This window comes from Halosimplex halophilum (genome assembly GCF_004698125.1).
GTDB classification, from domain to species: domain Archaea; phylum Halobacteriota; class Halobacteria; order Halobacteriales; family Haloarculaceae; genus Halosimplex; species Halosimplex halophilum.
In genome coordinates this window covers 481496-501433 of the sequence record NZ_ML214297.1, presented here as the reverse complement: position 1 = coordinate 501433, position 19938 = coordinate 481496, and the positions used below count along the sequence as shown (strand labels likewise).

The 19938-nt window shown below is 70.4% G+C and carries 23 protein-coding genes and 1 tRNA gene; 19 read left to right on the top strand and 5 right to left on the bottom strand.

Translation table 11 applies throughout. The features are described 5' to 3' along the window. Positions 1-8: 8 nt before the first annotated feature. The gene (locus tag E3328_RS02630) at positions 9-512 is read right to left on the bottom strand and encodes a hypothetical protein (RefSeq protein ID WP_135363069.1); all 504 of its coding nucleotides are present in this window, start codon (positions 510-512) and stop codon (positions 9-11) included. Between the two features lie 127 nt (positions 513-639). On the opposite strand from E3328_RS02630, the gene E3328_RS02625 reads away from it, so the two are divergent. The 7 genes from E3328_RS02625 (at position 640) to purF (ending at position 6738) form a co-directional block, all read left to right on the top strand. Further along, on the top strand, positions 640-2025 hold the full coding sequence (locus E3328_RS02625; RefSeq protein ID WP_135363068.1) for a cryptochrome/photolyase family protein: 1386 nt from the start codon (positions 640-642) through the stop codon (positions 2023-2025). Beyond that, positions 2022-2474, top strand: coding sequence for a hypothetical protein (locus tag E3328_RS02620; RefSeq protein WP_135363067.1), 453 nt, complete (start codon positions 2022-2024; stop codon positions 2472-2474). The genes E3328_RS02625 and E3328_RS02620 overlap by 4 nt, the downstream gene beginning before the upstream one ends. Before the next feature lie 129 nt (positions 2475-2603). After that, positions 2604-3710: a Gfo/Idh/MocA family protein gene (locus tag E3328_RS02615; RefSeq protein ID WP_135363066.1), complete on the top strand. Its 1107-nt coding sequence runs from the start codon at positions 2604-2606 to the stop codon at positions 3708-3710. A gap of 82 nt (positions 3711-3792) precedes the next feature. Beyond that, positions 3793-4860 carry a M42 family peptidase gene (locus E3328_RS02610; RefSeq protein WP_135363065.1) on the top strand — a complete coding sequence of 356 codons (1068 nt, stop codon included), beginning with the start codon at positions 3793-3795 and terminating at the stop codon, positions 4858-4860. Positions 4861-4951: 91 nt separating this feature from the next. Then, the gene (locus E3328_RS02605; RefSeq protein ID WP_135363064.1) at positions 4952-5137 is read left to right on the top strand and encodes an LSM domain-containing protein; all 186 of its coding nucleotides are present in this window, start codon (positions 4952-4954) and stop codon (positions 5135-5137) included. Continuing rightward, positions 5134-5307, top strand: a complete 174-nt coding sequence (locus E3328_RS02600; protein WP_135363063.1) for a 50S ribosomal protein L37e — start codon at positions 5134-5136, stop codon at positions 5305-5307. Before E3328_RS02605 ends, E3328_RS02600 begins: the two co-directional genes overlap by 4 nt. Positions 5308-5310: 3 nt before the next feature. Further along, positions 5311-6738 (top strand): amidophosphoribosyltransferase, encoded by a 1428-nt coding sequence (gene purF, locus E3328_RS02595; RefSeq protein ID WP_135363062.1) that lies wholly within the window; start codon positions 5311-5313, stop codon positions 6736-6738. Between the two features lie 51 nt (positions 6739-6789). On the opposite strand, the gene E3328_RS02590 is transcribed toward purF, so the two are convergent. Next, the gene (locus tag E3328_RS02590) at positions 6790-6981 is read right to left on the bottom strand and encodes a XapX domain-containing protein (protein ID WP_135363061.1); all 192 of its coding nucleotides are present in this window, start codon (positions 6979-6981) and stop codon (positions 6790-6792) included. Positions 6982-7389: 408 nt separating this feature from the next. On the opposite strand from E3328_RS02590, the gene E3328_RS02585 reads away from it, so the two are divergent. From E3328_RS02585 to E3328_RS02565, 5 genes are all read left to right on the top strand, one after another. Next, a complete protein-coding gene (locus E3328_RS02585; protein ID WP_135363060.1) occupies positions 7390-8016 on the top strand; it encodes a response regulator in 627 nt (208 codons plus the stop codon). Between the two features lie 119 nt (positions 8017-8135). Next, on the top strand, positions 8136-8411 hold the full coding sequence (locus tag E3328_RS02580; RefSeq protein WP_135363059.1) for an ArsR/SmtB family transcription factor: 276 nt from the start codon (positions 8136-8138) through the stop codon (positions 8409-8411). Positions 8412-8466: 55 nt separating this feature from the next. Next, positions 8467-8769, top strand: a complete 303-nt coding sequence (locus E3328_RS02575; protein WP_135363058.1) for a DUF8036 family membrane protein — start codon at positions 8467-8469, stop codon at positions 8767-8769. A 165-nt stretch (positions 8770-8934) separates the two neighbouring features. Continuing rightward, positions 8935-10401 (top strand): DUF4397 domain-containing protein, encoded by a 1467-nt coding sequence (locus tag E3328_RS02570; protein ID WP_135363057.1) that lies wholly within the window; start codon positions 8935-8937, stop codon positions 10399-10401. A 184-nt stretch (positions 10402-10585) separates the two neighbouring features. Then, positions 10586-11848, top strand: a complete 1263-nt coding sequence (locus E3328_RS02565) for an MFS transporter (protein WP_135363056.1) — start codon at positions 10586-10588, stop codon at positions 11846-11848. Between the two features lie 120 nt (positions 11849-11968). On the opposite strand, the gene E3328_RS02560 is transcribed toward E3328_RS02565, so the two are convergent. Beyond that, positions 11969-12053 (bottom strand) — tRNA-Leu (locus E3328_RS02560). 223 nt (positions 12054-12276) lie between these two features. Here E3328_RS02560 and E3328_RS02555 point away from each other — a divergent pair. The 4 genes from E3328_RS02555 (at position 12277) to E3328_RS02540 (ending at position 15755) form a co-directional block, all read left to right on the top strand. Next, positions 12277-12783, top strand: coding sequence for a helix-turn-helix domain-containing protein (locus E3328_RS02555; RefSeq protein WP_135363055.1), 507 nt, complete (start codon positions 12277-12279; stop codon positions 12781-12783). Between the two features lie 90 nt (positions 12784-12873). Continuing rightward, positions 12874-13893, top strand: coding sequence for a hypothetical protein (locus E3328_RS02550; protein ID WP_135363054.1), 1020 nt, complete (start codon positions 12874-12876; stop codon positions 13891-13893). A gap of 61 nt (positions 13894-13954) precedes the next feature. Then, positions 13955-15088: an acyl-CoA dehydrogenase family protein gene (locus E3328_RS02545; RefSeq protein WP_135363053.1), complete on the top strand. Its 1134-nt coding sequence runs from the start codon at positions 13955-13957 to the stop codon at positions 15086-15088. Between the two features lie 139 nt (positions 15089-15227). Beyond that, positions 15228-15755, top strand: coding sequence for an HAD family hydrolase (locus E3328_RS02540; RefSeq protein WP_135363052.1), 528 nt, complete (start codon positions 15228-15230; stop codon positions 15753-15755). Between the two features lie 51 nt (positions 15756-15806). On the opposite strand, the gene E3328_RS02535 is transcribed toward E3328_RS02540, so the two are convergent. Beyond that, on the bottom strand, positions 15807-16040 hold the full coding sequence (locus E3328_RS02535; protein ID WP_135363051.1) for a DUF5822 domain-containing protein: 234 nt from the start codon (positions 16038-16040) through the stop codon (positions 15807-15809). A gap of 98 nt (positions 16041-16138) precedes the next feature. Beyond that, the gene (locus tag E3328_RS02530) at positions 16139-16963 is read right to left on the bottom strand and encodes an alpha/beta fold hydrolase (RefSeq protein ID WP_135363050.1); all 825 of its coding nucleotides are present in this window, start codon (positions 16961-16963) and stop codon (positions 16139-16141) included. Between the two features lie 180 nt (positions 16964-17143). On the opposite strand from E3328_RS02530, the gene E3328_RS02525 reads away from it, so the two are divergent. The 3 genes from E3328_RS02525 (at position 17144) to E3328_RS02515 (ending at position 19930) form a co-directional block, all read left to right on the top strand. Beyond that, entirely contained in the window at positions 17144-17374 is a 231-nt protein-coding gene (locus E3328_RS02525) for a DUF7127 family protein (RefSeq protein ID WP_135363049.1), read from the top strand. Next, on the top strand, positions 17371-19641 hold the full coding sequence (locus E3328_RS02520; RefSeq protein WP_135363048.1) for a CDC48 family AAA ATPase: 2271 nt from the start codon (positions 17371-17373) through the stop codon (positions 19639-19641). The genes E3328_RS02525 and E3328_RS02520 overlap by 4 nt, the downstream gene beginning before the upstream one ends. A gap of 136 nt (positions 19642-19777) precedes the next feature. Beyond that, positions 19778-19930: a rubrerythrin-like domain-containing protein gene (locus tag E3328_RS02515; protein ID WP_135363047.1), complete on the top strand. Its 153-nt coding sequence runs from the start codon at positions 19778-19780 to the stop codon at positions 19928-19930. Positions 19931-19938 lie beyond the last annotated feature (8 nt).

Here is a 19938-nt window from a genome sequence, read left to right as displayed (position 1 = left end):
GCGGGTCGCTAGCCCGGCTGTGGTCGATCGCCGGTCGGCCGTCTGATCTCGACGGGGAACGAACACTCCGTCGTCCGGTCGAACATCTCGACGGAGACGTTCACACGCTCGGGCAGGCTGTGGCGGAGCGCCCGGCGGGTGGGGCCGGTCAGCGGTACGTCGCGGACGACGACCCGGTCGAAACCGCCCGTAAACCGGACGCCGCTGTCGCCGGTGGTGAACCGGGTGTCGAGAGTCCCCCGGAGCCGGTCGGTCGCCGCGTCCTTGCCGTACCAGCAGGCGTACTCCCCGAACGGTTCGAACGCCCGCTCGCTGCCGCTGCCCGACACCCAGAAGCGGACCGTGTCGTTCTCCGGGTAGTAGTGGGCGGGGCCGTAGTCGTCGGGCGCGTGGTCGATCGCCAGGGTGTCGTCGACCGGCTGGACGGTCGTCGGCCAGAACCCGACCAGGACGAACCCGACGACCACGAGCGGCACGGCGACCGCACCGCCCTTCGCGAGCGCGCGGAGCACGCTCGGAGCGTCCGGCCGGACCGACAAATGCTTTCCCCGTCCCGGCATCGACCGGCTCCGCATCCGGCGGCCGTGTCCCCGCCTGCCCCGCCGAAGCCACTAAGCCGCCGTCGCCCCGAGCGTCGCCATGCGCCTGTTCTGGCACCGGCGGGATCCCCGCGTCCGGGACAACCGCGGGCTGGCGACCGCCGCGGCGGACGGCCCGGTCGTCCCCGTATTCGTCCGTGACACCGACCTCCTCGACCGCCTGGGCGACCGCCAGCGCGCGTTCTTCCTGCGCGGCGTCGACCGACTGCGCGAGGCCTACCGCGAACGGGGGAGCGACCTCCTGATCCGGACCGGGAGACCGGGCGAGGTCCTGCCCGAGCTGGCCGCCGAGTTCGACGCTGACGGTCTCGTCTACAACGAGCACTACCGCCCCGAGCGTCGTGACCGGCAGGAGGCCGTCGAGGCGGCCTGTGCCGAACCGGGGGTCGACACCGCCAGCGAACCCGACCTCGTGCTCGTCGACCCCGCCCGGCTCGACGAGCGGTACCCGACCCACAGCCAGTTCCACGACGACTGGGAGCAGGTATCCAAACCCGCGCCGGCGCCGGCGCCCGAACCGGACGACCTGGCCGACGTGGGCGGCCGCGAGACGGTCCCCGTCCCCGACGCGGACATCGACCTCCCGGAGGCGGGGTACGGGGCCGCACGCGAGGGGTACGACGACTTCCTCGACGGGGGGATCCGGAGTTACGGCGACACCCGCGACGACCTCTCGCTCGCCGTCGAGGCGCCGGCGCAAGCGGTTTCCCGGCTGTCCCCGTACGTCGCCGCCGGGATGATCGGGATCCGCGAGGTGTGGCGGGACGCGACAGAAGTCCACGACGCCGTCTCGGGGGACGAACGGCGAAACGCGGAGAAGTACCGCTACGAGCTGTCCTGGCGCGAGCAGAACTACCACCTGCTGTACTACAACCCCGACCTGCCGACGGCGAACTACGAGCCGTTCCCGAACGGGATCGAGTGGCGGAACGACCGCGAGGATTTCGAGGCGTGGAAGCACGGCGAGACGGGGTATCCGCTGGTCGACGCGGGGATGCGCCAGCTCCGCGAGGAGGGGTATATCCACAATCGGCCGCGCCAGGTCGTCGCCTCGTTCCTGACGAAACACCTGCTGGTCGACTGGCGGCGGGGGCGGCGCCACTTCGCCGAGCAGCTGGTCGACCACGACCCCGCCTCGAACGCGGGCAACTGGCAGTGGATCGCCTCGACGGGCACCGACTCCGTGGACGTGCGTATCTTCGACCCCGTCGCGCAGGCGAGCAAGTACGACGACGACGCGCGGTTCGTGAAGGCCTACGTCCCGGAACTGCGGGACGTGCCGGCCGGGAAGGTGGTCGACTGGCCGACCCTCTCGCCCGACGAGCGCGAGCGGCTGGCGCCCGACTACCCCGACCCGATCGTCGACCGGACGGCGGCCTACGAGCGGGCCCAGCGGGTCTACGAGCGGGCGCTGGGGAAGCGATGACCGACGGCGCCGACTCGGCGCTGGCCGGGGCAGATCCCGAGGATCGCGTCTGCGTCGTGGCGACGCGGCCGGCGACGTTCGAGCGCTGCCGCGAGGGGTTCTACCCGTCCCCGGCGTCGTACGACCGGACCGACGAGCCGTTCGAGTACGTGGCGTTCTACCGCACGGCACCCGTCTCTGCGGTCACGCACGTCGCCCGGGTGACCGACCGGGTCGAGCAACGCCGGGGCGAACACGGCCCCCTCTCCGAGCGCGACTGGCGGGCGACCATCGACCCGTTCGTCGACACCGACGCCGCCGTCGTCTTCGAACTCGGGGAACTCGAACCGCTCGCCGAGCCGGTCGAGAACGACCTCTCGGGGCTGCGCGGCGCCTGGTACTGCACGGTCGCGGACCTGGCTGGCGCGACCGCCCTGTCCGACCTGACCGACCGCGACGGTTCGGGCTGACGGATCGCCGGAGGACGACCGCGGGGACGGGTCGCCGGGAAGCAGCCACGGCGACGAACCGCCCGGGAAGAGGCCGCGGCGACGGAGCGGCGGGCAAACACCAAGACCCCTCCGCGCCATGCGGGCGACATGGCACCCTACCGCGCGGGCATCGTCGGGGCCGGCGGCATCGCCGGGCTCGGCATCCTCGGGATGCACGACGAGGACGACATCGGCGAGAAGAAGTTCACGGCCAGCCACGCCGGCGGCTACGCGGCGACCGATGACGTCGAACTCGTCGCGGTCGCCGACGTGGACGAGGACAAGCTCGACCGCTTCGGCGACGCCTGGGAGATCCCGCCCGGGCGCCGCTACGTCGGCCACGAGGCCATGCTCGACGCCGAGGATCTCGACGCCGTCTCCGTGTGTACGCCCTCCTTCCTCCACCGCGACCACGTCGTCGATGCGGCCCGGTCGCCCGCCGACCCGGACGTGGTCTGGTGCGAGAAGCCTATCGCCGCCTCCGTCACGGGCGCCGAGGAGATGGTCGAGGTCTGCGAGGAGACCGACACCGAGCTGCTCGTCAATCACTCGTTCCGGTTCACCGAGAAACAGGAGCGGCTGCGCGAACTCGTGCGCGAGGACGACCTGCTCGGGGACGTACACGCCGTGTCGATGCAGTTCCGGATGGAGCTGCTCCGGAACTCGACGCACCTGCTGGACATGCTCGTCTCGTTTCTCGACGCCCGGGCAGAGCGCGTCTCGGGGTACATCACCGGCGAGAACGAGGCCGTCGACACGCTGGAAGCGGAGGAAGCGGTCGACGACGCCGGCGGCGGCGGGTTCGTCGTACTGGACGACGGTACGTTCGCGACCGTCGACTGCACGATCCCGCGGGCGGACTCCTCGATGACGATGCAGTTCGTCGGCACGGAGGGGAAACTCTACCTGAACAACGACGACGGCGAGTGGCGCTACTGGCGGCTCGAAGACGGCGACCACGTCGAGGAGGACCTCGCCGAGTACGGCATCGAGGGGGCCTGGACGTGGGACGACGACTACCAGCGGGCGTTCCCGAACGCCGCCCGCCACGTCGAGGAACTGCTGGACGGGACCGCCGAGAACCGCTCGACCGGCCGCGAGGCGACCCGGTCGCTGGAGATCATCGTCGGGTTCTACCTCTCGCACTACACGGGAGGACAGGTGTCGATCCCGCTGGACCGCCCGCTGCGGGACGCCGAGATCACCTCCTGGTGAAGCGGACGGGTCACCGCCGCCCGCGCGCGCACCGCCGGCCGCCAGACGCACGATTCAAGACCGTTCGCCCGAACGGAGGGGCATGGAGCGCGAACACAGGGCGTTTCTGGAGGATCTGCTCTCGACGGCGAGCCCGTCCGGCTACGAGGTGCCGGGCCAGCGGGTCTGGGTCGACTACGTCGAAGGGTTCGCCGACGACGTGCGCGTCGACGAGTACGGCAACGCGGTCGCCGTCCACGAGGGCGAGGCGGACACCGACGCGTCGATCGCCTTCGCGGGCCACGGCGACGAGATAGGGTTCGTCGTCCGCGAGGTCACCGACGACGGCTTCCTGACCATCGGCCGCGTCGGCGGCTCGGACAAGACGGTCACGCAGGGCCAGCACGTCACCGTCCACACCGACGACGGGCCCGTCGCGGGCGTCGTCGGGCAGACGGCGATCCACCTGCGCGACGCGGACGACGACGAGGCGCCGGACATCGCCGAGCAGCACGTCGACATCGGCGTCGACGAGAGCGAGGACGCCGAGGCGCTCGTCGAGGTGGGCGACCCGGTCACCTTCGCACAGCGCGTCCGGGAGCTCGAAGACGGCCGGCTGACCGCCCGCGGGATGGACAACCGCGTGGGGATCTGGGCGGCCGCCGAGGGGCTGCGCCGGGCGGTCGAGGCGGGCGCCGACGCGACGGTCTACGCCGTCAGCACCGTCCAGGAGGAGGTCGGGCTGCAGGGCGCGGAGATGGTCGGGTTCGACCTGGACCCCGACGCGGTGGTCGCCTGCGACGTGACCCACGCGACGGACTCGCCGGGCGTGCCGGGGAAGAAGTCGACCGGCGTCGAACTCGGCGAGGGCCCCGTGGTCGCCCGCGGGAGCGCGAACCACCCGGCGCTGGTCGGGACTGTGCGCGAGGTGGCCGACGAGCGGGGGATCGATGTCCAGCTCCAGGCGACCGGCTCGCGGACCGGCACCGACGCCGACGCCTTCTACACCGCCCGCGGCGGGACGCCGGCGCTGAGCCTCGGTCTGCCCAACCGCTACATGCACACGCCGGTCGAGGTGATCGACGCCGACGACCTCGACGCGATGGCCGACCTGCTGGGGGCCGTCGGTGTCACCGCCGAGTCGCACGCGCCGTTCGGCGTCGACATCTGATACGGGGTCGGACCACCAGCGGGGAGCGGGCCGGTCGTCGGGCGATTGGGCAAGCGGTACGTTTATGCACGCGACGGCAGGCAGTCAGGGTATGAGTGGACGACCGCTGGACGTGCTGGAGGCGTCGCTCGGCGAGGAGGTCACGGTTCGTCTGAAGGGCGGCGAGGAGTACGTCGGCGACCTCTCGGGGTACGACCAGCACATGAACCTGGTCCTCGAGGACGGCCAAGACACAACGATTATACGCGGCGACAACGTCGTCTCCATCAACCCATGACTGGCGCAGGAACCCCGAGTCAGGGAAAGAAGAACACGACGACACACGTCAAGTGTCGCCGCTGCGGCGAGAAATCGTACCACGTCAAGAACAAGGTCTGTGCGTCCTGCGGGTTCGGCGAGTCGGCCAAGCGACGGGACTACGCCTGGCAGGACAAAGCGGGCGAGTAAGGGATGCACGAGAAGTGCGGCGTTGTCGGCATCTCCACCGCCGGCCGTGACGTCGCCCGCCCCCTCTACTATTCGCTCTACGCCCTCCAGCACCGCGGCCAGGAGTCGGCCGGGATCGTCACCCACGACGGCTTCCAGCAGTACGAACACGTCGAGATGGGCCTCGTCGGCGACGTGTTCGACGAGGACGACCTCGACTCGCTGAACGGTTCGAACGGCATCGGCCACGTCCGCTACCCCACCTCGGGGTCGGTCAACAACTGCTGTGCCCAGCCCTTCTCGGTGTCGTTCAAGAGCGGGTCGCTCGGCCTCGCGCACAACGGCAACCTCATCAACACCGAGGAGATCCGCGAGGAACTCGCGGCGCTGGGCCACGCGTTCACCTCCGACGGCGACACCGAGGTCATCGCCCACGACCTCGCTCGCAACCTCCTCGAGGAGGACCTCGTCCGGGCGGTCAAGCGGACGATGTCCCGAATCCACGGTTCGTACTCGCTGACGATCACCCACGACGAGACCGTCCTCGGCGTGCGGGACCCGCAGGGCAACCGCCCGCTCTGTATCGGCGAACTCGACGACGGCTACGTCCTCGCCTCGGAGAGCGCGGCGATCGACACGCTGGACGGCGAGCTCGTCCGGGACGTGCGGCCGGGCGAGCTGGTCGTCCTCCACGACGACGGCAGCGGCTTCGACACCTACCAGCTCGTCGAGACCGAGCAGACCGCCCACTGCTTCTTCGAGCACGTCTACTTCGCGCGGCCGGACTCGGTCATCGACGACGAGCTCGTCTACGAGGTCCGCCGCGACCTGGGCCGGGCGCTGTGGGACGAGTCGGGCATCGAGACGGACGTGGTGATGCCCGTCCCCGACTCCGGCCGGGCGTTCGCGACGGGCTACGCCGACGCCGCGCCCGACGGCGTCGACTTCGCCGAGGGGCTGATGAAAAACCGGTACGTCGGCCGCACGTTCATCATGCCCACGCAGGACGAGCGCGAGCGGGCCGTCCGCCTGAAGCTCAACCCCATCCGGTCGACCGTCGAGGGCAAGTCCGTCACGGTCATCGACGACTCCATCGTCCGCGGGACGACCTCCTCGCAGCTGGTGGAGCTGCTCTACGAGGCCGGCGCCGAGGAGGTCCACGTCCGCATCGGCGCGCCGCCGATCATCGCCCCCTGTTACATGGGCATCGACATGGCGAGCCGCGACGAACTCATCGCCGCGGACCGGTCGGTCGAGGAGATCCGCGAGGAGATCCAGGCCGACTCGCTGTCGTACCTCTCGATCGAGGCGGTCGCCGACGCGCTGGGCAAGTCCGACTCGGATCTGTGCCTCGGGTGCGTCACGGGGGAGTACCCCTACGACATCGAGGGCGAACGGACGGACCGCGAGGTCCAGCGCCCCGCCGTCGGCCACTCCTCGGCCGACGACTGACCGGCCGGCCTGGACCGGCCCTTCTCGACCGGCCGTCGTTTCTCCGACCCCTCAGAGGTAACTGACCAGGTCGATCCCCACGTCGAAGTGGTCGAGAACGACGTACCCCAGGTAGATCCCGACGATGCCGAGGACGCCGGCCGCGTTCGGCGGGGCCGGGATCGGGACGTTCAGGAAGCGGAAGACGGCGCCCGTCAGAAAGCCGGTCAGCAGGGCGAGCCCCGCGGTGGTGGCCGAGACCATACCCGTCCTACAGCCAGTCGCCACTCAGGGGTTTCGGCACGGGCGCGACGCGGACGGCACTGCCGCTCGGGGGGTGACTCCCGCAGAAAGGTGGGGTGGGTGGGTGTGGGGGTGGGTGGGTGGGTTGGCACCGAACTGGTGCCGCACCTGAGTAGAGCCGGTGGTGGGTAATAAAGATTACTCTCGAATTATCGAATCTGAATTTGGTTGGTTCTCAAAATTATATTCTACGGTCGCGACGCGACGAACGCCGTACTGAACCGCTACTTCTCTCTCACTACACTCGGCTTCCGGTATCAATTCTGTAAACGAGGGAGCAACCTATTTGCGCGAACCGGCCGACGATCCGGCAATGAGACCCGAGAGGCTGTACGACGGCGGGCGGGCGGCGACGGGGGGCGGCCGCCGATGACGGTGGAGTCGGAGAGACCAGCGGCGTCCGCCGGGGCCGACGACCCGTCGGTGCTGGTCGTCGACGACAACCGGGCTGTCGCGGACACCTACGCGTCCTTCCTCGCCGACGAGTACGCGGTCGAGGCGGTCTACAGCGGGGAGGCTGCGCTGTCGACGCTCGACCCCGGGGTCGAGGTGGTCCTGCTCGACCGGCGGATGCCCGGGCTGTCGGGCGACGAAGTGCTCGCCCGGATCGAGGAGCTGGCGCTGGACCCCAGGGTCGTGATGGTGACCGCGGTCGACCCGGCGGTCGACATCGTCGACCTGCCGTTCGACGAGTACGTCGTCAAGCCGGTCGGCCGGCCGGAGCTGGTCGCCGTCGTCGACGAGATGTGCCGGCGGGCGACCTACGACGACCGGTTCCGGCGGTTCCTCGCGCTCGCCTCGAAGAAGGCGACGCTGGAGGCGAACGCCGACGCCGACGAACTCGCGGACAGCGAGGCCTACCGCCGTATCGAGGAACGGCTCGCCGACCAGCGGGCGTCGCTCGGAATCGAGACCGAGCGGCTGGAGAGCGTCGTGGCCGGCGATGAACCCGACATCGTCGACACGGGCGGACCCGAGCCGGTCGGGACCCGGTGACCGGGGGCGGAGCGACCGACCGGAGTGACCGATGGCTCCCTCGACCGGACGGCCGACGGCGTCGTCGAATCCCGTCGACTCCGGTACGCTTACGGCGCGTGCTCCGTAGCGGACTGGTAATGGAGGGGATCCTGTGGTACGTGCTCACCGGGACGCGCGGCGGGCGCAACCGCATCAGGATCCTCCAGGCGGTCGACGAGCGACCGCGCAACGCCAACCAGCTGGCCGAGGACCTCGAACTGGACTACAAGACGGTCAGACACCACCTGGACGTGCTGGTGGACAACGACATCGTCGACAAGAGCGGCGACGACTACGGGGCGGTCTACCTGCCGAGCGACCGCGTGCGGGCCAACTGGGAGACGGTCGAGGAGATCTTCGAACGGGTCGAGTGAGTATGGTCGAAATTGGGAACACGTATATTCGACGGCGCGAACAACGGAGGAACGGATGAGTCTCTGGCTCGACGCCGCGAGCGCGGCCGCGACCCTGAACGTGGTCCTGCTGACCGCGCTCGTCGGCATCTGGGCCCGCAACTACCTGGAGTTCCGGTCGAAACACCCGCTGGGCCTGCTCGTCTTCGGGCTCCTGTTGCTCGCCGAGAACTGCCTGTCGGTGTACTACTACGTGATCGACCCGGAGGTGGCGGCACTGCTGCGCTCGGCCGCCCCCGTCGCCGGCCGCGCGATGACGTTCGTCCAGATCCTCGAACTCGCCGCCATCGTCTTCCTCGCCTGGGTCACCTGGGACTGACGCCCGACTCCGGCGGCCGCCGCCTCTCTCGACCACGCCGCCCCGACGCCACCTTTCTCGCCCGCGAGCCGAGCCGGAGTCCGAACGAAATTGGGTGACTCCCGGGCGAGGGTCCGGTGACACGTCGGACAACCTTCACGTCGCTCGTTTCCCCCGACACTAGCGATGACGCGCAAGACACGTCGCGACCTGCTCGCAGCGCTCGGCGCATCGGCCGCGGTCGGCCTCGCCGGCTGTGGATCCGACGGCGGATCCACCGACACCGAAGCCGACGACGGCGCCGACGAGACGGACGCCATGGACGGGGGGATGGACACCGAAACCGACGCGATGGACGGCGGGATGGACACGGAGACGGAGACCGACGCCGGGACGGACGGGACCGCGAACGTCCGCGTCGCCCACTTCTCGCCGGACGCGCCGAACGTGAACGTCACGGTCAACGGCGACGAGGTTCTCGCCGACGTGGCCTTCAGCGCCGTCAGCGACTACCTCGAACTCCCCGCCGGTACCCACACGGTCGCCCTCGCCGCCGCCGATGGGTCCGGTGAACCCTTCGAGACCGACGTGACCGTCGAAGCCGACACCGACTACACGCTCGCGGCGCTGGGCGAGTTCTACGGCGACACGGAGTTCCGGGTTCAGGCGTTCGTCGACGACAACAGTCCGCCCGACTCCGACACGGCCCGGGTCCGCCTCGTCCACGCCTCGCCCGACGCCCCGGCCGTCGACGTGACCGCCGCCGGCGGCGACACCGTCCTGTTCGACGGCGTCCCGTTCGGCGAGGCCGGCTACGTCGAGGTCCCGGCCGGCACCTACACGCTCGGGGTCCGCGGCGACACCGAGAGCAACGACGGCGACGTGGTCGCCGAGTTCACCGTCGAACTGACCGGCGGCACCGTCTACACGGGCTTCGCGGGCGGGTACCTCATGCCGGGCGACAGTCCCGCGGACGAACCGTTCGACCTCACGCTGGCCGTCGATGCCGGCGAAGGCGGCGGCGGTCTGGTCGAGACCGGCTCGGTCCGCGTCGCACACATGTCGCCGGACGCGCCGAACGTGGACGTGTACGTCGACGACAGCGAGGTGCTCTCGGACGTGCCCTTCGGCGCCGTCAGCGACTACCTCTCGGTGCCGGCCGGCGAGCGCACCGTCACGATCACCGCCGCGGACGACGCCGAGACCGTCGCCTTCGAGGGGCCGGTCACCGTCGGCGCCGGCGACTACACGATCGTCGCCGCCGGCGAACTGACGGGCGAGGACACGGAGTTCCAGCCGCTGGTCCTCGAGGACGACAACAGCGACCCCGGCGGCGACTCCGCGCGGCTGCGGGTCGTCCACGGCTCGCCCGACGCGCCCGCGGTCGACGTGACCGCCGCCGGGGGGGACGTGGTGCTGTTCGACGGCGTCGCGTTCGGCGAGTCCGGCTACACGACCGTCGAGGCCAACGACTACACCGTCCAGATCCGCGGCGACACCGAGGGCAACGACGGCGACGTGGTCGCCGACTACGACGTGTCGCTGAACGGCGGGACGGCCTACACCGCCTTCGCCCAGGGGTACCTGACGCCGGACGACGAACCCGTCGACGAGAGTTTCGATCTCAACGTCGTCCAGGACGCGAGCTACTGACCGCTCGCCGGACCGCCCGGCCGCTCCCCGCGCCCGCGACCGAACCGCTTCGGCCCGCCCCGCTTCGGAACCGCAAGTTCGGACCGCCGCGTGGTTCGCTTCTCCAACGGAAATCGGGTTGAACGATGCGCCCGTCGGTCCGACGTGAGATGACGACAGGACGCGACGGCGGGGTGGCGGCGGGATGAACCGCAACGACCGGGCGATCACCGGCTTCGCGATGGCCGGGCACGGGCTGGTCCACACCTACGAGCTGGCGGTGCCGATCCTGGTGACCGTCTGGCTCGTCGAGTTCCCCGTCACCTCGGCCACGCTCGGGAGCGTCGTCGCGGTCGGCTACGGGCTGTTCGGCGTCGGCGCCCTGCCGGCGGGCCTGCTCGTCGACCGCTTCGGGTCGCGGGCGCTCGTCGTCGGCTGCACGTTCGGGATGGGACTGTCCTTCCTGCTGCTGGGCGCCCTGCCCGGCGTCGCGGGCATCGCCGTCGCGCTCGCGCTGTGGGGCGTGGCGGCCAGCGTCTACCACCCCGCCGGGCTGACGCTCATCAGCAAGGGGGTCGAGGAGCGGGGCGCCGCGTTCGCCTACCACGGCATGGCGGGCAACGCCGGCATCGTCGCCGGCCCGTTCCTCACCGCCGTCCTCCTCGTGGTCGCGGACTGGCGGGTTGCGGTCGCGGCGCTCGCGGTCCCGGCGTTCGCGGCGACCGCCGTCGGCCTCCGCGTGGAGTTCGACGAGACCGCGGCGGTCGGAACCGGGGAGGCGGCCGCCGACGGCGGCGACGCCCCCGAGACGGACATCGGGTCGCTCGGGGAGTTCGTCTCGGCCTCGCGGGCGGTGTTCACCGCCGGCTTCCTGACCGTCTTCGCCCTGGTGATGTTCAACGGGCTGTACTACCGCGGGATGCTGACGTTCCTCCCCGGCCTGCTGAGCGACTTCCTCGAACCGCTGGTCGGGACCGGCGGCCTCGCCGTCGGGCCGCTCTCGGAGGGCCCCGCCGCCCGCGAGTTCGACCGCTCGCGGTACCTCTACGCCGGCCTGCTCGCCGTCGGCATCGGCGGCCAGTACGTCGGCGGCCGGCTCACCGACGCCGTCGAGCCCGAGCGAGCGCTGGTGGTCGCGCTGGGTTCGCTGGTCGCCATCGCGCTGCTGTTCGTCCCCGCGTCGGCGTCGCTCCCGGCGCTGCTGGCCGTCAGCGCCGCGCTCGGGTTCGTCCTGTTCGGGATGCAGCCGATCACCCAGGCGACCATCGCGAAGTACTCCCCGCCGGAACGCCGCGGGCTCTCGTTCGGCTACACCTACCTCGCCATCTTCGGGGTCGGCGCGCTCGGCGCCTCCGTCACCGGCGCGGTGCTCACCTACGGCTCGCCGCGGCTGCTGTTCGTGGTGCTGGCCGGCTTCGCGGCGGCCGCTCTCGCGCTCGCTGCCTCGCTGGTCGTCCGCGACCGGTGACCCGACCGAGCCCCCACTTGAGGGCCGTCGCTGGTCGATGTAGCTTCGATAGGAAGTTTGCGTGGGTGCAGTCCCTGAGGGACGCACCTGCACTCTCGTCCGCCGTGGGCGGACTGGCAGTGCGTGGGACCGGATTTGAACCGGCGGACCCCTACGGGACAGCGCCCTCAACGCTGCGCCGTTGGCCTGGCTTGGCTACCCACGCACTCGTCGGCTCTTGCGGTTTTCCGCATCTGTCCATTCCCGAGGGGCATTAAAATCACTGTCGGTTTCGCCGCTCGGTGGGGGTCGACCCCACGCCGTCCGGGGAACCCGGCGGGGCGGCGGGCGGAGCCAGCGGCGCCCGTCGACGGGCGTCGACCGAGTGTCAGGTCATCCGGACGAGAGAAAACGGGCCATTCAAATAGGGGGGCTCCACTACCCCCAGCATGGCCAAGTACTCGACCGGTGGCGCCGGCTCCAGCGCCAGCGACAGCTGCGAACTCTGCGGGGCGGAGAACGTGGACCTGCAGACCGCGAGCGTCGCCGGGGCGACGCTCAGCGTCTGTTCGGAGTGCGCCCAGCACGACGAGACGCCGGGCGGGGGGTCAGACGACGGGGGTTCGAGTCGCGACGAGCGCGACCGGAAGCGGCAGGCGGCACAGAACGCGGCGCGCATGCAGGACGCCGCCAGCGCCGACGCCGGCCACTGGGAGGACGGCGCCGACTACGACGACGACCAGCTCCCCTACCTCGTCAGCGACTACGGCGACGTGCTCGTCGAGGCCCGCCAGGACGCCGGCCTCCAGACCGAGGAGCTCGCCGAGGCCGTCGACGCCGACGAGTCCGACGTGCTCGCCGTCGAGCAGGGCCGGGCGACCCAGGCCAACGTCGGCGGGTCGCTCATCGCCGCCCTCGAAGGCGAGCTGGACGTGCAGCTGGTCGACTCGGAGTGACAGTCGGGGAGCGGGTGTTTTCAGAGCGAGAAACAGCTCGAACGACATAAGTAGTTGACGTGTGTCGTGGCGTCCAGCAGGGGGAGTGGCATGTTCACGACCGGCGGTGACAGCGGGGGTTCGGGCGTCTCGACACCGGTCGGTGTGACGATCATGGTCGCCATCGTCGTCCTGCTGGCGACGCTGGTCACCGTGATGACGACCGACCTGGCCCGCTCGACGCAGGACAGCGCCCAGGTCCACGGGGTCGGGACCTTCGACGTCGAGTTCCAGGAGAGCGGCAACGACTCGCTGCGGATCGCGCCCGACGCGCTCCGCAACGAGGACACGACGTACATCCTCGAGGTCAACGACAATCGCATCCACCGCTGGCGGGGCCACGAGCCGCTGGAGTTCACCTGTCTGTACCCCGGCGACCACGTCGAGATCGTCTCGAAGGAGGGCGAGACGACCTATCCCGTCCAGGAGTACACCGTCGAGCGGGCCCTCTCCTGCGAGCGGATCCGGCCGCTCCCCGAGAAGTTCGAGTACGCGTACATCGACAACCGGACGACCTCGGAGAAGGTACGCGTCCAGCCCGACTTCACCTTCGGCATCGAGATCGACCCCGACGGGACGGGGCCGGACCGAACCCTCGGGAACGACGTCCACAAGCAGAACATCGGGACGATCCCGGTGACCAACCAGTGGCACTACATCCGCAAGTACGACAAGCCGATCGAGGGGATGTCGCCGCCGGTCTGGGTCATCGTGATGACCGACAACGTCCACTGGAAGTCCGTCGGCGGCGGCCTCAACTGGACCGACGACCCGACCGGGGCCCCGGGGAGCGACGCCTACTCCATCAGTAACACGGGGAGCGGCAACGACCTGGTGCTCGACCCCTCCGGGAGCGAGCCGACCAACGACATCTACATGCTGTTCAAGCCGGGCTGTTCCGGCAGCACGCTCAAGATCATCGACGTCGACGCCGGCTACCACAACCGGATCTACGTCAACGGTCAGGTGGCCGTCCCGGACACCTACACCTACAGCAGGGACAACCCCAGCCGGACCGACCCGCCCGTGGAACTGAGCGCGCCCGCCGTCAACTGTCCGGCCAGCCCCTGACCGCCGAGCCGGCGTCCGAACGGCCGCGCAATTTTTGCCGGCGCTGACCCAAGAGCGCCCCATGGAGTTGACACCCACGCAGGCGGCGGTCCGCGAGGCGGTCCGCGAGTTCGCCGAGGCGGAGATCCGACCGGTCGCCGCCGAGGCCGACCGCGAGAGCGTCTTCCCGGAGGACGTGTGGGACGGGCTGGCCGATCTGGACCTGACGGGGCTGACCGTTCCCGACTCGTACGGCGGGTTCGACGCCGACCGGCTGACCTACGCGGTCGTCAACGAGGAAGTCGCCCACGGGTCGCTCGCCGTCGCGACGGCGCTGTCGGTCCACTGTCTCGCCACGTCCTGCATCGCGGAGTTCGGCGACGAGTCGGTCCGCGAGGAGTGGCTCCCGGAGATGGTCGACGGCCGGCCGGTCGGCGCGTTCGCGCTCTCGGAACCGGAGGCCGGCTCGAACCCCGCGGAGATGTCGACGACCGCCCGCGCGGTCGACGGGGGCGACGCGTACGTCATCGACGGGGAGAAGCAGTGGATCACCAACGGCGAGCGCGCCGGCGTCTACGTCGTCTTCGCGAAGACCGACCCGACGGACCCCGACTCGGTGACGCAGTTCCTGGTCCCGGCCGACGCCGACGGGCTGGAGGTCGGGAAGAAGGAGGACAAGCTCGGCCTGCGGGCGAGCGACACGACGAGTCTGGTCTTCGACGGGGTGGCGGTGCCGGCGCGCTACCGGCTGACCGAGCCCGGGCGCGGGCTGGCCGCGGCGTTCTCCATCCTGACCGGCGGGCGGATCGGCATCGCGGCCCAGTCGGTCGGGCTCGCCCAGGCGGCGCTGGACGAGGCCGTCGCCTACGCCCGGGACCGCGAGCAGTTCGACCGACCGATCGCCGACATCCAGTCGATCCGGCACAAGCTGGCGGACATGGAGACGGACGTGCGCGCGGCGCGGGCGCTGACCCACGAGGCCGCGGCCGCCCAGGACCGCGGGGAGAGCGCCCGCACGGCCGCGAGCGTGGCGAAGTACTTCGCCAGCGAGGCGGCGGTCGACGTGACCGGCGAGGCCGTCCAGATCCACGGCGGCTACGGCTACACGTCGGAGTTCCCGGTCGAGCGGTTCTACCGGGACGCGAAGGTCACCACCATCTACGAGGGGACCAGCCAGATCCAGAAGAACATCGTCGCGCGGGTCCTCCTGGAGTGAACGGCGGTCGACACCGCGGCCGGCGGGCCGGACCGACGTTGCGGGGCCGCTCGGGCGCTGCGGCGGGGTCGGTCGTCCGCCACCGGCGGGGTCGTCGCCGGTCGACACGCATTTGCTGGCTCGATCCCTACCCCGACGCGTGACGGAGTACGACGCCATCGTCTACGACCTGGACGGGACGCTCGTCCGCCTCGACGTCGACTGGGGGGAAGTCGCGGAGCGGTGCGCCGCGGTGTTGCGGGCCCGCGGCCACGACGTGTCGGGCGCGGACATCTGGGAGATGCGCGAGGTCGCTGCGGCCAACGGCCTGCTCGACCGCGTCGACGAGGCCATCGCGGAGTTCGAGCGCGACGGCGCGCGGAGCGCCCGCCGGCTCGCGCTCGCCGACGAGCTGCCCCACTCGGTGCCGGTGGGCGTCTGTTCGCTCAACTGCGAGGCGGCCTGCCGAATCGCCCTGGAGTTGCACGGCATCGACGGGTACGTCGACGCGGTGGTGGGCCGGGACTCCCACGAGACGGTCAAGCCCGACCCCGAGCCGCTCGTCCACGCCGCCGACCTGCTCGGCGCGGAACCGTCCTCGGCGCTATTCGTGGGGGATTCGGACTCCGACCGGGAGGCCGCCGCGGCCGCCGGGCTGGACTTCCAGTGGGTCGACGAGCGGGTCTGAGCCGGCCGGCTGGCCGAACGGCTGGCTCGCCGGCCGACCGTCCCGCCGCGGTCAGGCGTTGACCCGGCGCTCGTAGGCGTAGACGGAGAGGGCGGTGACGATCCAGACGACGGCGCCGACGCGGACGGCGAACAGCGCGCGTTCGGTCCACGTCGTCAGTTCGACCGTCAGCGAGAGCGCGGCCACGAGCGGCGCTCCCGCGACGATCGTGGCGACGAAGGTGAGCTGCATGACCCGGCCGTAGTCGACGCCGTCCGGGTCGGTCCGCTCGACGCGCGCTGGCACACCCGACCCTTCCGCCGACGGCGCCTTGAGTCCCCCGTTTTCGCCCCGGGGCGACGCGGATCGGCGCGGATCGGCGCGCTGGCGCCCGACGCTCCCGTTCAGTCGTCGAGCGAGTCGAGGAACCGACCGACCGCGCGGTTGAACGCCGCCGGCCGCTCGGCCATCGCGAGGTGTGCCGCGTCGGGGATCTCGGCGTATTCGCACTCCGGGAGTTCGTCGGCGAGGAACTCGTGGTAGGCGGGCGGGGTCAGCGAGTCGTGCTCGCCGACGACCGCCAGCGCGGGGGCGTCGACCTCGTCGAGCCGGTCGCGAACGTCGAAGGTGTGACAGGTCAGGAAGTCCCTGCGGGTGACGGCCTGCCCGGTGGCCCGCAGTTGGGACTTCGAGCGGTCAAGCGCCCGTTCATCGGCGTCGTGGAACAGCCGGTCGTCGTCGTGGAGGAAGTCGACGGCGCGGTCGAAGTCGTCGGCGAGCCACGCCCGGAGGTCCTCGGCGACGGCGAGCTTCGCGCCCGTGCCGGCCAGCACGAGCGCGGCCGGGTCGAAATCCGTGTCCAGCGCGACGCGGAGGACGACCGCGCCGCCGAGGGAGTTCCCGACGAGGGCGTCCGCGCCGGTCGCCTCGGCGACAGCGATTACGTCCCGTGCGTACGCGTCGAGGGTCTCCGGGCCGGGGTCGGTGGCTACGTCTTCAGAATCGCCGTGGCCGCTCAGGTCGAGCGCGGCCGCCGGGCGGGCGGGGCCGTCGGGGCCGTACTGGGCGGCCCACAGCCGGTGGGTCGCGCCGCTGCCGTGGACGTACAGGACTTCGGCGCTCCTCCCCGATCCCGTCGTCGACTGGGACTCGGCCGTCGTGTCGGCGTCGGGATCGCCGCCAGCTAATCGGTAGGCCGTCTCCCGGCCGTCGTGGCGAACGGTCTCCATGCCGTCCCGTTCGACCGCCCCGACCAAAGCCGTCGGGGCCGGCCGTCGGACGGCCCGGGGCGCGACCCCTCGGCCGGGTGTCAGTGTGAACCGCAATTCTACCGCTCGTGCGAATGGCCCCCACGTGCGGGGTGGTTTAGCGATAGATTTAAGTACTTATCGCGCTAACTCTGAGTTAGTATGACCGGAACCCAACAGCTGGCCGACGACGTCGGTCTGCGTCGGTACGAGTACGGCGACGACGAGACGGTGCTGGCGGCGGACCTCGGTCCCGGTCGGGACGCGTCCGTGGACGTGCTCGACGAGACCGTCATCGTCGTCGTCGACGGCGAGCAGTACGACCTGGAGCTTTCGGGTGACGCGCGAGCGTTTATCCGCAACGGCGTTCTCACTATCGAGGTGAACGCATGAGACTCACCGTCAAGCCCCTCAAGCAGAAGGACGCGGGCCGCGGCCTCGCCGCCATCGACCGCGCGGCGATGTCCGAGCTCGACCTCGAGAACGGCGACTACATCGTCATCGAGGGCGGCGACGGCTCCCGCGCGGTCGCGCGGGTCTGGCCGGGCTACCCCGAGGACGAGGGCCGCGGCGTCATCCGCATCGACGGCCGCCTCCGCCAGGAGGCCGACGTGGGCATCGACGACACCGTCGACGTCGAGAAGGCCGACGTGAACCCGGCCAGCCGGGTCAGCGTCGCGCTCCCGCAGAACCTCCGGGTCCGCGGCAACGTCGGCCCGATGATCCGCAACAACCTCAGCGGTCAGGCCGTCACCGAGGGCCAGACCGTGCCCGTCAGCTTCGGGCTCGGCCCGCTCTCGTCGATGAGCGGCCAGAAGATCCCGCTGAAGATCGCCGGCACCGAACCGTCCGGGACCGTCGTCGTGACGGACTCGACGGAGGTCGACGTGGCCGAGAAGCCCGCCGAGCAGATCACCGGCGGCGCCCCCGGCACCCCCGAGGGCGGCGCCCCCGACATCACCTACGAGGACATCGGCGGCCTCGACGACGAGCTCGAGCAGGTCCGCGAGATGATCGAGCTGCCGATGCGCCACCCCGAGCTGTTCGAGACGCTCGGCATCGAGCCGCCGAAGGGCGTGCTGCTGCACGGCCCGCCCGGCACCGGCAAGACGCTGATGGCCAAGGCCGTCGCCAACGAGATCGACGCGTACTTCACCGACATCTCCGGGCCGGAGATCATGTCGAAGTACTACGGGGAGAGCGAGGAGCAGCTCCGCGAGGTCTTCGACGAGGCCGAGGAGAACTCCCCGGCCATCGTCTTCATCGACGAGATCGACTCCATCGCGCCCAAGCGCGGCGAGACGCAGGGCGACGTGGAACGCCGCGTCGTCGCGCAGCTGCTCTCGCTGATGGACGGCCTCGAATCCCGCGGCCAGGTCATCGTCATCGGCGCCACCAACCGCGTCGACGCCGTCGACCCGGCGCTGCGCCGCGGCGGCCGCTTCGACCGCGAGATCGAGATCGGCGTCCCGGACAAGACCGGCCGCAAGGAGATCCTGCAGGTCCACACCCGCGGGATGCCCCTCGCGGAGGGGATCGACCTCGACCAGTACGCCGAGAACACCCACGGCTTCGTCGGCGCGGATCTGGAGTCGCTGACCAAGGAGTCGGCGATGAACGCGCTGCGTCGCGTCAGACCCGAGCTCGACCTCGAGTCCGACGAGATCGACGCCGAGGTGCTCGAACACCTCGAAGTCTCCGAGGACGACTTCAAGCAGGCGCTGAAGGGCATCGAGCCCTCGGCCCTGCGCGAGGTGTTCGTCGAGGTCCCCGACGTGACCTGGGACGAGGTCGGCGGCCTCGAGGACACCAAGGAACGGCTCCGCGAGACGATCCAGTGGCCGCTGGACTACCCCGAGGTGTTCGAGGCCATGGACATGGAGGCCGCGAAGGGCGTCCTCATGTACGGCCCGCCGGGCACGGGGAAGACCCTGCTCGCCAAGGCCATCGCCAACGAGGCCCAGTCGAACTTCATCTCGATCAAGGGCCCCGAACTGCTGAACAAGTTCGTGGGCGAATCGGAGAAGGGCGTCCGCGAGGTCTTCGAGAAGGCCCGCGCCAACGCGCCGACCGTCGTCTTCTTCGACGAGATCGACTCCATCGCCGGCGAACGCGGCGGCAACACCACCGACTCGGGCGTCGGCGAACGGGTCGTCTCCCAGCTGCTGACCGAGCTCGATGGGCTGGAGGAGCTGGAGGACGTGGTCGTCATCGCGACGACCAACCGCCCGGACCTCATCGACAGCGCGCTGCTGCGCCCCGGCCGTCTGGACAGGCACGTCCACGTGCCCGTTCCCGACGAGGAGGCCCGCCGCAAGATCTTCGAGGTCCACACGCGGAACAAGCCGCTGGCCGACGGCGTGGACCTGGACGACCTGGCGGCCCGCACGGAGGGCTACGTCGGCGCGGACATCGAGGCGGTCGCCCGCGAGGCGTCGATGGCCGCGACCCGCGAGTTCATCGCCAGCGTCGACCCCGAGGAGATCGACGACTCGGTCGGCAACGTGAAGGTCACGATGGACCACTTCGAGCAGGCGCTGGAGGAGGTCTCCCCCAGCGTCGACGAGGAGACCCGCGAGCGCTACGAGGAGATCGAGGAGCGGTTCGACACCGCCGAGCCCGAACCCGAGGAACAGCAGGTCGGCCGCACCTTCCAGTAGCGCGGCCGCCCCGCCCGACCGTTTTCCGTTTTTTCTTCCCGGAGCGGCGCGCTTCGTCCCGCCCCGATGAGTATTAATATGTGTTAATATACCCTAAATACTTAATACTATATAATCTCGGGTCGTTGGGTTCCCTGTGCCGCACCATCAGGACATCGACGACGACGCGGAGACGCAATCGGCCTACGAGTGTCTCGTCTGCGGGAACATCGTGCGAGCGGACTCGCACCCGGGCGACTGTCCGGAGTGTGACGGCGGTCTCCAGAACCGCGCGATGTCGCTGGAGTAGCGGACTCA

What these genes read in the sequence shown, in the direction of transcription:
- E3328_RS02575 (WP_135363058.1), top strand. Translation starts at nt 8,467, where the DNA reads ATGAGTCTCTGGCTCGACGCCGCGAGCGCGGCCGCGACCCTGAACGTG.
- E3328_RS02610 (WP_135363065.1), top strand. Translation starts at nt 3,793, where the DNA reads ATGGAGCGCGAACACAGGGCGTTTCTGGAGGATCTGCTCTCGACGGCG.
- E3328_RS02550 (WP_135363054.1), top strand. Translation starts at nt 12,874, where the DNA reads ATGTTCACGACCGGCGGTGACAGCGGGGGTTCGGGCGTCTCGACACCG.
- E3328_RS02600 (WP_135363063.1), top strand. Translation starts at nt 5,134, where the DNA reads ATGACTGGCGCAGGAACCCCGAGTCAGGGAAAGAAGAACACGACGACA.
- E3328_RS02585 (WP_135363060.1), top strand. Translation starts at nt 7,390, where the DNA reads ATGACGGTGGAGTCGGAGAGACCAGCGGCGTCCGCCGGGGCCGACGAC.
- E3328_RS02620 (WP_135363067.1), top strand. Translation starts at nt 2,022, where the DNA reads ATGACCGACGGCGCCGACTCGGCGCTGGCCGGGGCAGATCCCGAGGAT.
- purF (WP_135363062.1), top strand. Translation starts at nt 5,311, where the DNA reads ATGCACGAGAAGTGCGGCGTTGTCGGCATCTCCACCGCCGGCCGTGAC.
- E3328_RS02570 (WP_135363057.1), top strand. Translation starts at nt 8,935, where the DNA reads ATGACGCGCAAGACACGTCGCGACCTGCTCGCAGCGCTCGGCGCATCG.
- E3328_RS02580 (WP_135363059.1), top strand. Translation starts at nt 8,136, where the DNA reads ATGGAGGGGATCCTGTGGTACGTGCTCACCGGGACGCGCGGCGGGCGC.
- E3328_RS02530 (WP_135363050.1), bottom strand. Translation starts at nt 16,963, where the DNA reads ATGGAGACCGTTCGCCACGACGGCCGGGAGACGGCCTACCGATTAGCT.
- E3328_RS02555 (WP_135363055.1), top strand. Translation starts at nt 12,277, where the DNA reads ATGGCCAAGTACTCGACCGGTGGCGCCGGCTCCAGCGCCAGCGACAGC.
- E3328_RS02520 (WP_135363048.1), top strand. Translation starts at nt 17,371, where the DNA reads ATGAGACTCACCGTCAAGCCCCTCAAGCAGAAGGACGCGGGCCGCGGC.
- E3328_RS02590 (WP_135363061.1), bottom strand. Translation starts at nt 6,981, where the DNA reads ATGGTCTCGGCCACCACCGCGGGGCTCGCCCTGCTGACCGGCTTTCTG.
- E3328_RS02625 (WP_135363068.1), top strand. Translation starts at nt 640, where the DNA reads ATGCGCCTGTTCTGGCACCGGCGGGATCCCCGCGTCCGGGACAACCGC.
- E3328_RS02615 (WP_135363066.1), top strand. Translation starts at nt 2,604, where the DNA reads ATGGCACCCTACCGCGCGGGCATCGTCGGGGCCGGCGGCATCGCCGGG.
- E3328_RS02565 (WP_135363056.1), top strand. Translation starts at nt 10,586, where the DNA reads ATGAACCGCAACGACCGGGCGATCACCGGCTTCGCGATGGCCGGGCAC.
- E3328_RS02605 (WP_135363064.1), top strand. Translation starts at nt 4,952, where the DNA reads ATGAGTGGACGACCGCTGGACGTGCTGGAGGCGTCGCTCGGCGAGGAG.
- E3328_RS02545 (WP_135363053.1), top strand. Translation starts at nt 13,955, where the DNA reads ATGGAGTTGACACCCACGCAGGCGGCGGTCCGCGAGGCGGTCCGCGAG.
- E3328_RS02525 (WP_135363049.1), top strand. Translation starts at nt 17,144, where the DNA reads ATGACCGGAACCCAACAGCTGGCCGACGACGTCGGTCTGCGTCGGTAC.